Genomic DNA, 12,899 nt, shown 5'->3' with positions numbered 1-12,899 from the left:
CTTTTTTTTTATGTCTAAACTTGACGTTTTATTAGATAGAAAAAACAATATCACTCGAAATTATTTCTCATTAATAATGTGAATTATTAAAATTGAAATATGACATACAACTAGTTTTAAATAAAACTCTAATTGGAATAGAAAGCGAAATAATTCTAATAGACCTCACAGGTTTTAATCCCGAAACGTCGGGACTGTGCGGTATTAGTATAAAAGAGATCTAAAATTCTAGGTTAGACTATATAGACTGAAGATAAAATATAAAAAAAGCCACTCCTTCCGGAATGGCTTTAGTTCTAGCAAAAATGCTATTTATTATTTCACTTTTTCTGGTTCATTGAGTTTTTTACTCATTTCCATAGAAATAGATGAGCGATCAAATTTAATTTTACCAGCAAGCGTTTCAATAACACAGCTAGCATCCTTATCATTAAAATCAACTACTTTACCGTGCATACCACTTTTGGTAATTACGCGGTCGCCACGTTTTAATTCGGCTGCAAATTTCTTTTCTTGTTTTGCACGTTTCATTTGTGGTGCTATCATGAAAAAATACACGACAACAAACATTAAAATAAAAGGTAAAAAAGAGGTTAAACTTTCCATATGGCTAATTAATCGTGGTTGTGGCCTTCATGACCTGGTTGTGTACTGTATTTTCTTGGTGCACTATTTTGTTGTACCGCTCCTGCTGGCACCTGTCCTTGATTTGTTACTGCTGGTGCAGCAGCTCTTGCTGGTGCGTTTGGATCAGGCTTAACAAATGCAGAAACTTTTACTGTTTCTCTACCATTTTCCGTATTAGCAGTTACCGTTACCGTTTTAGTTACTTTATTGGCACCTGTACCATCAAAAATAACGGTGAATTCGGCACCTTCGCCTGGTGCTAAGGGTGTTTTACTCCAATCTTTAGGTATGGTACAACCACATGAACTTGTAATATCCGTAATAACTAATGGGGAATTACCTGTATTTGTGTACTTAAATACTGTTTCAACTTTAGATCTTGCTTCAATTTCACCAAAATCATGTTCGGTTCTATCAAATGATAACACTGGAAAGTTAGAAGCTTGCGCATCTCTATCCGCTGCATCAGCAACGTTTTTTTCATCAATTTTTTGCGTGGCATCTTCTTTACATGATGTAAACGCGATTAAGCAAAAAGCACTTAATCCTAAAATTACTTTTTTCATAATAAAATTATTTTTTGTTCGGGCTGTAAATGTAAGAATTATTTCTTATTACATCAACCCCCGCCCGACTTTATTTAATGTTTCAGCTTCTTCATATTCCTTTACCAACTTATCTAAAATACCATTAATAAAGACACTACTTTTTGGTGTGGAGTACTCTTTGGCTATCTCTAGATATTCATTGATAGTAACCTTTACTGGAATGGATGGAAAATTGTTAAGTTCACAAATTGCCATCTGGAGCAAAACTGTATCAATTCTAGCAATACGTTCAACATCCCAATTTTTGGTTTTTAACGCAATCGTTTCGTTTAAACTATTCTGCTTTAAAATGGTTTTTTTGAATATTTCCAGGGCATAGCTCCTATCATCTTCATCCTTAAAAAGTTTTGGAAGAAAAAAGGCTTCAGCCGAACTCGGTTTTACTTTGCGTAATAATTTTAAAAGTGTTGTGTTTACAACAGGTAAATCGTCTGTCCATGTTAAACTCTGATCTTCTAAATAATCATACAGCTTATCATTAGGGGCAATAATATCTTTAAATAAATCGACAATGAAATTTTTATCTTCAGCAAAAGTCGATGTTCGCGTTTCCATATAATTTGTATACAAATCTGATGTTAGCATGCTTTTAAAAATAACATCTACATATTCACTATCAAGTTCCCAATTGGTCACGCGATAATTGTCGAAAGCGTCTTGTAAACGTATGTTATTTTTTAATCCAACCAAAACTTCGTTATTACTAAATTTTTTGTTTGGATCTTTATCAGCGGTAGTTGCCAATAATTTGTTTTGTGTTTTAAACACATAATCTTCCGATCGTTCCTGCAATTTAATTAACAAGGACAACTGCAACAAATATAGGTTGTACATATTATCTATACTGCGCAGTAAAAATTTTTGATCGTCTATAAAATCGCCTCCTTCACCACCTTTATAGGCGTAAATGGTTTGCATCACCTTAATACGAATATGTCTTCTATTTAGCATACTTACAAAGAACTTTTAAATTTAAAAGGGCGAAAGTAAACCTTTCGCCCTGCAAAAATAATATTTATTTATAGAATTATTTCGAATTCTCTTCTTTTCTTGCATCAATTCTTGCTTGCGCAATATTCATAGCAGCAGTATTTGTTGTAACCTTGTTAGTTTTAGCGTTCTTTAATATTTCCAAAGTAGTATTGTAAATATTCTCTGTTTTACGCGTAATTTCCTTACGGTCATAACCTTCTAATTCACCATATACGTTAATAATGCCTCCAGCATTAATTAAAAAATCTGGGGCCCAAACAATATCGCGATCAAATAAAATCTTTCCGTGTACTTGCTCAACAGCTAACTGGTTATTTGCCGCTCCTGCAATAATTTTTGCTTTTATTTTATTAACAGTATCGTCATTAATAGTTGCTCCTAAAGCACATGGAGCGTAAATATCCATTTCTTCTGAATAAATATCATTACCAGAATAAATGGTAACGCCGTATTTAGCACGCACTTCTTCTAACCGTTCTTGACTAATATCTGAAATAGTAACGTTAGCACCTTCTTTAACTAAATGTCCAACAAGCGCTTCACCTACGTTTCCAATACCTTGTACAAAAATAGTTTTACCTTCTAAAACATCGCTTCCAAATTTATATTTAGCTGCTGCTTTCATTCCCATAAACACACCATAAGCGGTTATAGGCGACGGATTTCCAAGACCTCCTTTAGATTCAGAAATACCCGTTACATAAGGGGTTACTTCTCTTACTGTATCCATATCAGCAGTGGTCATTCCAACGTCTTCAGCAGTGATATATTTACCGCCTAATCCATTCACGAATTCACCGAATTTACGCATCAACTCTGGTGTTTTTTGAGTTTTAGCATCGCCAATAATGACAGCTTTTCCACCACCAAGATTTAACCCTGTAATGGCTGACTTATAAGTCATACCTCGTGAAAGTCGCAATACATCATTTAAAGCTTCCCATTCGTTGGCATAATCCCACATTCTAGTACCGCCTAAAGCAGGTCCTAAAACGCTATTATGAATTCCAATTATTGCTTTTAATCCTGTATCTTTGTCGTTGCAAAAAACAACTTGCTCGTGATTATCGAATGATTGTTGTCCAAAAACTGGATCAACTTTATGTAATTCATTCGCCTTAATAACGTCTGTTACCATATTAATTATAGTTTAAGTTATTTGTGTTTATACTGTATGTAAATCAACTGGCAAAATTAAGGGAATATTAGTGCCTAAACAACATAATTAATACTTAAAAAAGAATTCGTTAAAATTTTATGCAAACCAAAACCTGTTAATGAAAGAATTAAAGCACATAAATAAATATTTCTTAAAGTATAAAAGAAAAGTTATTATTGGAATTTTAATCACCATTGTTTCAAAAATATTTTTACTCTTCACCCCTGAACTTATCGGATCATCCATTGATGTGATTGATAGTTTTAGGAAAGGTATTATTACGGATGTGGAAGTTGTTAAACAAGAACTTCTTATCAATATTATTTATATTATTGGTGCCGCTCTTATTACTGGTGTTCTAACCTTTTTTATGCGTCAAACTATAATTAATGTGTCGCGTTATATTGAGTTCGATTTAAAAAACGAAATCTACCAGCAATACCAAAGATTATCTTTAAACTTTTATAAGAAAAACCGAACGGGCGATTTAATGAATCGGATTAGTGAGGATGTTAATAGCGTACGAATGTACGCTGGACCAGCCATAATGTATAGTATTAATACCGTAACATTATTTATTATTGCTATCTTTTTTATGTACAGACAAGCTCCAGAACTAACATTATATACTATTATCCCGCTGCCAATTTTATCGGTTATTATTTACAAACTCAGTAAAATCATCCATAAACGGAGTACAATAGTGCAGCAATACTTATCTAAATTATCTTCTTTTACACAAGAAACATTTAGTGGTATTGCCATTATTAAATCTTACGGAATGGAGCGCCAATCGGCTTTAAGTTTTGATAAACTAGCAAGCGAAAGCCGCGAAAAGCAATTAGATTTAGTACGTATTAACGCGTTTTTTTATCCCATGATGATTTTACTAATAGGCTTAAGTAATTTAATTGTTATTTATGTTGGTGGACTGCAATACATGGCTGGTGAAATTAGCCTGGGTGTTATTACCAAATTCATTATTTATGTCAATATGCTTACATGGCCGGTGGCAACTGTAGGTTGGGTTACTTCTATCGTTCAGCAAGCAGAAGCATCACAACAACGAATTAACGAGTTTTTAAAAATTTCTCCTGAAATTAAAAATAACGTATCACATCACTCACATATTAAAGGTGATATTGTTTTCAAAAATGTATCCTTCACCTATGACGACACTAATATTCAAGCCTTAAAAGATGTTTCATTTTCAGTGAAAGGCGGTGAAACACTAGCTGTCATTGGAAAAACAGGCTCTGGAAAATCGACTATTTTAGATTTAATTGGTCGTTTATATGATATTGAAGCTGGCGCATTACTAATAGATGGCATACCTATAGACCAAGTAAACCTTGTGGATTTGCGGGATGTTATAGGCTATGTGCCTCAAGAAGCCTTTTTGTTTTCTGATAGCATAAATAACAACATAAAATTTGGTAAAGAAGATGCCACGAATGAACAGGTAATACAAGCCGCCAAAAATGCCCAAGTTCATAAAAACATTATGGGCTTCACTAAAGGTTATGAAACAGTTTTAGGCGAACGCGGCATAACATTATCTGGTGGACAAAAGCAACGAGTTTCTATTGCGCGAGCTATAATTAAGGAACCGCAAATATTATTGTTTGATGACTGTTTATCGGCTGTAGATACCGAAACTGAAGAGAAAATTTTAAACAATCTTAAAAAATTAACGGTTGGCAAAACAACTATTATTGTGAGTCACCGTATTTCCGCAGCCAAAAATGCAGATAAAATAATTATTCTGGACGACGGTCGCATTAAACAAGCAGGAACTCATGAAACACTCTTAAATACAGAGGGTTATTATAAAAACCTGTATCTAAAACAGTTAAGTGAATCGGAAAACTCATAAAAAAATGATGCCTCAAACACGACAACTAACTGTTTTTAAACTAGTTAAGCGAAAGAAACTACGGAAGTCAAAAGAAAATTCATAATTTGTTGCGTGGTATCTGTTTTTTTTAGATTTTTGAAGAACTTATAATTTATGTTTCTATAATATATATATATGGCTATGGATAATAATGGAATGATGGAGAAAGAAGAGATTTTCTCGAAAGTATTAAGAGCTGGCAGACGCACCTATTTTTTTGATGTAAGATCTACAAAAGCGGGTGACTACTACTTAACAATTACGGAGAGCAAAAAATTCACGAATGATGATGGTTCTTTCCACTACAAAAAGCATAAAATTTATTTATACAAAGAAGATTTTTCGGAGTTCAATACCATTTTGGAAGAAATGACTAACTATATCATTAACGAAAAAGGCGATGAAGTAATTAGTGAACGTCACCAAAAAGATTTCAAAAAAGAATATTCAGAAGAAGCAACTGCGTCGGTTGATGAAGCACCAAAATCTGCTGAAAGTTTCACAGATATTAGTTTTGACGATATCTAAAATAGCTCGTTACAAATACAAAAGCCACTTTTATAGTGGTTTTTTTTTAGTTATAGTTTAACGGCTAACAGTGACACACACAATGCAGAAACAAGGTAAATCAGCGCCCATTGCAATCCTAAAGTAAACAATAAAATAACCGTTATAATTAAGAGCCATATAGGGACTAGAGTCATTACTATAGCAAAACGAAAAGTAGCAATAAATTCCGCATCCTTAATTTTCGGTTCCGCAAGACCTTTCCAAATGGCATAAGGAGCTATTAGGAAAGTAATCATTAAAAATTTAAAGGCTGCTTTTATACTTTTAAGCTTTCGTGCTTTAGTAAACGAACAGTTTTCAAAATCCGATTTGACACAGTTATTAACTGCTTGTGGATCTAAAAAATCTGCGCCTAATAATTCTAATTTCTGAATAGTTTCCTCATAATTATCCGCTGGAATATGGGTTGTTAATTGAGTGATTGCCTTTCGGACATCAGCTTTTAATCTATTTGTTCCAGCATTCCGATCGTTTTCCATATAGTTTTGGCCATAAATAGGTTTACCAAAATAAATAGATACACTATCAGCAAAAGCATCGGCTTTTTCATAATTCAAACCAATAGGAATTATTTTTAAATCGGTTGTCGGATATGAATCTAATGTTTCAAAAACAATACGCGTAAAACCTTTACTTAAATTTCTAACGGTTCGATTCAAATGATGATTGCCTTCGGGAAAAAGGGCAACAGCGCCATTATTAAACAAACCAAGACTACATGTTTCAAAAATAGCTTTGTTATTAGAAATACTACTCCAGCCATCCCGAACACGATAAACGGGCAGCATATTAAAACTTCTTAAAAGCGCATTTACAAAAGGTTTCTTAAAAACACTAGCACGTGTTAAAAAGTACATATACCTTCCTGACTGCGATGCTACCAGCAAAGCATCCATAAGTGCACTATTATGATTAGAAACCAAAATTACTGGTTCATTTTTTGGTACGTTCTTTCGCTGTTTAAGATTAATACGTCTGTAATAAAAAAACAACGCTAATTGTATATACGAACGAACACTATAAATCCAGATTTTCTTCAAACTCTTTGGGTTTTTAATATATGTTTTAATGACCAATAATGTGCTAACAATAATCCAGATACAATATGCCAGATGCCCCAAAAAGCAGCCATAATTGCCATACCTCCTAACCCGTTAAAAAAAGTAAAAATAAGTAACAGGCCAATACCTGAGTTTTGAATACCCGTTTCTATAATTAATGTTTTCTTATTCTCAAAAGATAATTTAAAAATACGCGCCACCAAGAATCCTAATCCAAAAGCGAGTAAATTATGACCAATTCCTAATAGAAATACGTGATGAATATATTCGTAAAATATGTCGAGATTATTGGTAAGCGCAATAATTACAATACCTATAAAAACTATAATGGAAAAAGGTTTTAACCAATTTGATAAACGGCCAGCAAAATTAGGATATTTATACCGAACTAACATCCCACACACTAAAGGAATACCTAAAATAAGCAGTACAATTTTAAACATATCAAATGGATTCAAAGATATATCTTGCAGTAAAACCGCTGTTGGCTGATAGAGGTTACCATAAAACTCAAAATTAAAGGGAGTCATAATAATTGCAATGAAAGTAGAAAAGGCCGTTAAACTTACAGATAGTGCTGTGTTTCCTCCCGCTACATGGGTAATAAAATTGGAAATATTCCCACCAGGACAAGCAGCAACCATTATCATTCCCAAGGCAATACTAGGCTGCGGATTAACAATTAAAATAAAGCCATAAGTTATTAAGGGCAAAAGGATAAACTGCGATAATAAGCCAACAAATAAAACTTTAGGTGCTTTAAAGAGACTTTTAAAGTCGCTAATAGAAACGCCCAAAGCCACGCCAAACATAACTATAGCCAAGGCTATGTTTAAAATCCATAGATTACTTGTATCAAAATGAATCCGAACGCTATCAAGTTCTTGTATCAAAAAAGCTATTTTAGTTGGTTGGTAAAAGGCGTGTAATATGACAGTATAATTTTAAAATAGCAAATCAAAAGCCATTAAATTACACCTTAAACCAAGTAAATTATAATTATAGATTAAATAAATATGTTATTAGTAAATTGGGGGTATTCTAAATTATGCCTAAATTTAGCAAACAAAAACAGGATCTATTACCATGGCAGAAACACCTTCAAACATGCTTCCATTAGGGACAAAAGCAGCAAATTTCAGCTTAAAAGATACAATTTCAGATGAAAAAACAACCTTGCAGAACGCTAAAGGACTACAAGCTACAGTTGTTATGTTTATTTGCAATCATTGTCCTTATGTGAAACATATAAATGCTGAAATTGTTAAAATAGCTAAAACTTATAAAAGTAAAGGCGTTAATTTAATAGCTATTTCAAGTAATGATGTTGCGAATTACCCACAAGATGCACCGGAAAAAATGAAGCAGAATGCTATTAACGAAGGTTATATTTTCCCTTACCTATATGATCAAACACAAGAAATAGCAAAAGCTTATCAAGCGGCTTGCACACCCGATTTTTATGTGTTTAACAACGATTTATTATTAGTGTATCGCGGTCAGTTGGACGATTCGAGACCAAGTAACGACATTCCAGTAACAGGAACCGATGTTCGTCATGCTTTGGATTGCCTTATTCAAAATACAGAAAATACCAAAGAACAAAAACCGAGTATGGGTTGTAATATTAAATGGATTAAAGAATAGTCGGCAGTCGGTGGTCGGTAGTCGGTAGTCGGTAGTCGGTAGTCGGTAGTCGGTAGTCGGTAGTCGGTAGTCGGTAGTCGGTAGTCGGTAAAATAAAACTACCTTATTAAAGTAGCACGTTTATTTCATAGAAAAAAGTTGATTGTCCGTAAAATATCATAACGCTATAAATAATCATTATTATAATGACATATTTATTACATCAAAAATATCAAATGTTTTATTTTGTTCTGCGTAAATCCTCGAAATCTGCGGGACAACTCTTTCCAGCACTAATGTTTATTTCCCGCTGATTACGGAGGTTTTTACAGACTTCTACTAATATAGCAAGTGTGGATGTAATAAATAATAAAAATCATGTTCACATCTCAACATATAATTATACCGATAATTTAAAAATAAAGAATTATCTGAAACATTTATAAATAAAAAAGCTACCAATCCGGTAGCTTTTTTAAGTTTATATATAAGTTCGTTTATTTGGTCGCAACCAATTCCACGTCGAATATTAACGTTGCATCACCTGGAATAACACCTCCAGCACCAGCAGAACCATATCCTAAATGACTTGGTATAACCAATCGCGCTTTATCACCAACTTGAAGCAGACAAATTCCTTCGTCCCATCCAGCAATAACTTGCCCAACACCAACTTGAAATTCTAATGGATCTTTACGCTTGTATGAAGAATCGAAAACGGTACCATCCGCTAATTGACCTTTATAATGTACAGAAACCGTTTGTCCTTTTTGAGCTTTTGCACCTGTTCCTTTTTGAAGAATCTGGTAGCGTAAACCACTGTCAGTTTTTTCAAAACCAGCTGCCAATTTATCCAATTCTGCCTCACCTGCTGCTTTTTCTTCAGCTAAAAGTTTCTCACGAGAACCTTCAAATGTGCGAAATGCTTCAACAGCATTAAAGTTTTCTGCTTCTGTACCTACACGAATAATTTCTAATGTATCTAATGTATCACTTTGCGCAATAGCATCCACAACATCTTGACCTTCTTGAACTTTTCCAAAAACCGTATGATTTCCGTCTAACCAAGGTGTTTCAACATGTGTAATAAAAAACTGACTCCCATTTGTTCCAGGACCAGCATTTGCCATAGATAAAATCCCTGGCGCATCATGTTTTAAATCAGGATGAAACTCATCGGCAAATTTATAACCTGGACTCCCAGTTCCGCTACCTTGTGGACATCCACCTTGCACCATAAAATCTGGAATAACTCTATGAAACTTTAATCCATCATAATATGGTGTACCTTGTTTTTTTGCTGAATTCTCTAATTTACCTTCTGCTAAAGCAACAAAGTTACCAACAGTTCCAGGTGTTTTTTGAAATTCTAAAGCCACTAAAATGTCGCCTTTATTTGTATGAAATTTTGCGTATAGTCCGTCTTGCATCGTTTATTTTATTAATGAGCTGCAAAGATATGAAATTGAAGTTAAAATGGAAATTGAAGTTGAAGAAGAAATCGAAGTGGAAACTAACACTTTAAACTTAATAAGGAGCAAAACTACTTTGAATATAAATTGAAGATGAATAAGTTGGTAATTTAATGAGACTCGCAAACACGCGAAGACACAAAGCTGGGAGTTGTGGAGTTGATAGAAAACAAACTACTCTATCTTTACTTCCGTTATCACTTTTGTAAATTAATTCCCCTTTTTAACTGAAGCGAGTAGCTAAATGGTTAAGTTTTATAAATACCTGGAATGATATTAATTACCGGTAATTTTCATTTAAATTAAATTTAAGAGCAAACCAAAAATCAAATAAATGTATTAACATTAATAATTTAAGCACCTCCATTCAACTGAAGGGAGTCGTCGATGTCGAAGATAGAAGATAGAAGATCTAGGCGAAGGGTTAAGACCTACCAACTAATTTATATTTTTTAGATAAACTTTGAATCCTGTGTTTTTAATTCGCTACCTCACTAATAAACTTAATACGATACAAACGTAATTCTTCATCATCATAATCGCCATCAAATTCGTCAATCGCCACATCAATTTTATCAGTATCCGATTCCATAAAATAATCATGAATTTCTTCCTGCTGATCGTCATCCAGGATATCTTGAATCCAATAGTTGATATTCAATTTCGTTCCTGAAAACACAATAGCTTCCATTTCTTTAATAAAATCGGTCATGGTCATACCTTTTGCCGATGCAATATCATCTAGTGGGAGTTTTCTATCAATGTTTTGTATGATATATAATTTTAGGGCCGAATTCATTCCCGTAGACTTGACGACCATATCATCCGGACGAACAATTTCATTTTCGTCGACATATTTAGCTATTAAATCCACAAAATCCTTCCCGTATTTTTTAGCTTTACCATCACCGACACCGTGTACGTAAGTTAATTCTTCCAGAGTCATAGGGTATTTCAAAGCCATATCCTCTAATGAAGGGTCTTGGAAAATCACGAAAGGCGGAACATCCAAACGCTTCGCATTGCGTTTACGTAAATCCTTAAGCATCTTCATAAGCATTACGTCCGCCACAGCACCTGCACCTTTTGTGGCCGCAATAATAGCATCGTCACCTTCGCCATTAAATAAATGATCTTCCGTCATCATAAAAGATTTCGGATTTTCAATAAACTCTTTCCCTGCAGGTTTTATTTTTATAACGCCATACGTTTCAATATCTTTTTTAAGATAACCAGCCACTAAAACTTGCCGTGTTAAAGCCATCCAGTATTTATTATCTTCTGCACTCCCTAATCCAAAAAATGGTTGTTCATTAGTCTTATGTGATTTAATTAGGGCATTTTCACTCCCTGTCAGTACATTTACTAAATCTTTAGTCTTGTATTTTTCATTAGTTTTAGAAACTGTTTTCAGCAATAAAACCACATTATCTTTAGCTTCATTTTGTTTTTTAGGGTAACGCATATTATCATCAAGATCACCACCTTCCCCGGTTTCCGAATCAAATTCCTCACCAAAATAATGCAAAATAAACTTTCGTCTGGATATAGATGTTTCTGCAAAAGCAACAACTTCCTGTAATAAAGCATGACCTATTTCCTGTTCTGCAACAGGTTTTCCTGACATAAATTTTTCTAACTTTTCAATATCTTTATAGGCATAAAACGCCAGGCAATAGCCTTCACCTCCATCACGACCAGCGCGTCCAGTTTCTTGATAATAGCTCTCAATACTTTTAGGAATATCATGATGAATAACAAAGCGCACATCTGGCTTGTCTATTCCCATCCCAAAGGCTATGGTTGCTACAACAACATCCACATCCTCCATTAAAAACATGTCTTGATGTCTAGCACGTGATTTGGCGTCCAATCCTGCATGATATGGCACCGCTTTAATACCATTTACTTGCAGTGTTTGCGCCAACTCCTCAACCCGCTTACGACTCAAACAATATACAATACCAGATTTACCTTCGTATTTTTTAACAAAACGGATAATATCAGCATCTACATGTTTTGTTTTCGGCCGCACTTCATAATATAAGTTTGGTCTATTAAAAGATGCTTTAAAGGTCTTGGCATCATTAATATTTAAATTTTTAAGAATATCCTCTTGCACCTTTGGCGTTGCCGTTGCAGTAAGACCTATAATAGGAATATTATCCCCAATACGTTCTATAATACTTTTAAGGTTACGGTATTCTGGTCGGAAATCATGTCCCCATTCACTTATACAATGTGCTTCATCTACCGCCATAAACGAGATTTTTACAGAGCGTAAAAACTCCACGTTTTCCTCTTTGGTAAGCGATTCTGGCGCTACATATAGCAGCTTGGTAATACCAGAGGTAATATCCTCCTTAACCTGTCTTATTTCAGTTTTATTCAACGACGAATTTAAAACGTGAGCTACACCATCATGATCCGAAATGCCGCGAATGGCATCCACTTGATTTTTCATGAGTGCAATTAACGGCGAAACCACAATAGCGGTGCCTTCTTGCATCAAGGCTGGTAATTGGTAACATAATGATTTACCGCCACCAGTTGGCATGATTACAAATGTATCTTTCCCCGATAAAATACTTTTCACTACAGGTTCTTGCAAGCCTTTAAAGGCACTAAATCCAAAATAGGTTTTTAGTGCACTGTGCAAGTCTTTTTCATTTACAGACATGTATCGTTTTTAATAAATTATTTCCCCTCATTTAAAACGCATCGCATATAAATTTGCTATTAATTAATTACACGTGCATTTTCAGAACTCTGATAATTATTTTTGTTAGCTTTGCATCATCCAAAAACCAACAAATTAATTATTTAGTTTGAATAACTTTAAAGATAACAAATTCTTTAAAAGCATCAACCCAAAAAAATAATAAA

11 protein-coding genes are annotated in these 12,899 nt (G+C 34.0%); 3 read left to right on the top strand and 8 right to left on the bottom strand.

Features of this window, described 5'->3' with window-relative positions; genetic code table 11:
* Nucleotides 1–315: 315 nt before the first annotated feature.
* The 4 genes from yajC to BZARG_RS03315 form a co-directional block, all read right to left on the bottom strand.
* Nucleotides 316–606 carry a preprotein translocase subunit YajC gene (gene yajC, locus BZARG_RS03330; RefSeq protein ID WP_008635490.1) on the bottom strand — a complete coding sequence of 97 codons (291 nt, stop codon included), beginning with the start codon at nucleotides 604–606 and terminating at the stop codon, nucleotides 316–318.
* An 8-nt stretch (nucleotides 607–614) separates the two neighbouring features.
* Nucleotides 615–1,193, bottom strand: coding sequence for a DUF1573 domain-containing protein (locus tag BZARG_RS03325; protein WP_008635338.1), 579 nt, complete (start codon nucleotides 1,191–1,193; stop codon nucleotides 615–617).
* A gap of 48 nt (nucleotides 1,194–1,241) precedes the next feature.
* On the bottom strand, nucleotides 1,242–2,186 hold the full coding sequence (nusB, locus tag BZARG_RS03320) for a transcription antitermination factor NusB (protein ID WP_040287971.1): 945 nt from the start codon (nucleotides 2,184–2,186) through the stop codon (nucleotides 1,242–1,244).
* Between the two features lie 76 nt (nucleotides 2,187–2,262).
* Nucleotides 2,263–3,366, bottom strand: a complete 1,104-nt coding sequence (locus BZARG_RS03315) for a Glu/Leu/Phe/Val family dehydrogenase (protein ID WP_008635475.1) — start codon at nucleotides 3,364–3,366, stop codon at nucleotides 2,263–2,265.
* 139 nt (nucleotides 3,367–3,505) lie between these two features.
* On the opposite strand from BZARG_RS03315, the gene BZARG_RS03310 reads away from it, so the two are divergent.
* A complete protein-coding gene (locus BZARG_RS03310) occupies nucleotides 3,506–5,263 on the top strand; it encodes an ABC transporter ATP-binding protein (protein WP_008635506.1) in 1,758 nt (585 codons plus the stop codon).
* Between the two features lie 162 nt (nucleotides 5,264–5,425).
* Nucleotides 5,426–5,812 carry a PUR family DNA/RNA-binding protein gene (locus BZARG_RS03305; RefSeq protein WP_008635696.1) on the top strand — a complete coding sequence of 129 codons (387 nt, stop codon included), beginning with the start codon at nucleotides 5,426–5,428 and terminating at the stop codon, nucleotides 5,810–5,812.
* 50 nt (nucleotides 5,813–5,862) lie between these two features.
* On the opposite strand, the gene BZARG_RS03300 is transcribed toward BZARG_RS03305, so the two are convergent.
* Nucleotides 5,863–6,894 (bottom strand): lysophospholipid acyltransferase family protein, encoded by a 1,032-nt coding sequence (locus tag BZARG_RS03300; protein WP_237702572.1) that lies wholly within the window; start codon nucleotides 6,892–6,894, stop codon nucleotides 5,863–5,865.
* Nucleotides 6,891–7,808, bottom strand: coding sequence for a bile acid:sodium symporter family protein (locus BZARG_RS03295; RefSeq protein WP_316927846.1), 918 nt, complete (start codon nucleotides 7,806–7,808; stop codon nucleotides 6,891–6,893). Before BZARG_RS03295 ends, BZARG_RS03300 begins: the two co-directional genes overlap by 4 nt.
* 193 nt (nucleotides 7,809–8,001) lie before the next feature.
* Between BZARG_RS03295 and BZARG_RS03290 the strand changes: the two genes are divergently transcribed.
* Nucleotides 8,002–8,562 (top strand): thioredoxin family protein, encoded by a 561-nt coding sequence (locus BZARG_RS03290; protein WP_008635497.1) that lies wholly within the window; start codon nucleotides 8,002–8,004, stop codon nucleotides 8,560–8,562.
* Nucleotides 8,563–9,038: 476 nt separating this feature from the next.
* On the opposite strand, the gene BZARG_RS03285 is transcribed toward BZARG_RS03290, so the two are convergent.
* Complete coding sequence (locus BZARG_RS03285) at nucleotides 9,039–9,971, bottom strand: peptidylprolyl isomerase (RefSeq protein ID WP_008635665.1); 933 nt, start codon at nucleotides 9,969–9,971, stop codon at nucleotides 9,039–9,041.
* A 520-nt stretch (nucleotides 9,972–10,491) separates the two neighbouring features.
* Nucleotides 10,492–12,693 (bottom strand): RecQ family ATP-dependent DNA helicase, encoded by a 2,202-nt coding sequence (locus BZARG_RS03280; RefSeq protein ID WP_008635409.1) that lies wholly within the window; start codon nucleotides 12,691–12,693, stop codon nucleotides 10,492–10,494.
* Between the last annotated feature and the right edge of the window lie 206 nt (nucleotides 12,694–12,899).

Source organism: Bizionia argentinensis JUB59, assembly GCF_000224335.1.
GTDB lineage: Bacteria > Bacteroidota > Bacteroidia > Flavobacteriales > Flavobacteriaceae > Algorimicrobium > Algorimicrobium argentinense.
This window is presented reverse-complemented; position numbering and strand designations above follow the sequence as displayed.

Excerpts from the sequence above, each read along its gene's own strand:
- yajC (WP_008635490.1), bottom strand. The coding sequence starts at position 606 with ATGGAAAGTTTAACCTCTTTTTTACCTTTTATTTTAATGTTTGTTGTC.
- BZARG_RS03325 (WP_008635338.1), bottom strand. The coding sequence starts at position 1,193 with ATGAAAAAAGTAATTTTAGGATTAAGTGCTTTTTGCTTAATCGCGTTT.
- nusB (WP_040287971.1), bottom strand. The coding sequence starts at position 2,186 with ATGCTAAATAGAAGACATATTCGTATTAAGGTGATGCAAACCATTTAC.
- BZARG_RS03315 (WP_008635475.1), bottom strand. The coding sequence starts at position 3,366 with ATGGTAACAGACGTTATTAAGGCGAATGAATTACATAAAGTTGATCCA.
- BZARG_RS03310 (WP_008635506.1), top strand. The coding sequence starts at position 3,506 with ATGAAAGAATTAAAGCACATAAATAAATATTTCTTAAAGTATAAAAGA.
- BZARG_RS03305 (WP_008635696.1), top strand. The coding sequence starts at position 5,426 with ATGGATAATAATGGAATGATGGAGAAAGAAGAGATTTTCTCGAAAGTA.
- BZARG_RS03290 (WP_008635497.1), top strand. The coding sequence starts at position 8,002 with ATGGCAGAAACACCTTCAAACATGCTTCCATTAGGGACAAAAGCAGCA.
- BZARG_RS03285 (WP_008635665.1), bottom strand. The coding sequence starts at position 9,971 with ATGCAAGACGGACTATACGCAAAATTTCATACAAATAAAGGCGACATT.
- BZARG_RS03280 (WP_008635409.1), bottom strand. The coding sequence starts at position 12,693 with ATGTCTGTAAATGAAAAAGACTTGCACAGTGCACTAAAAACCTATTTT.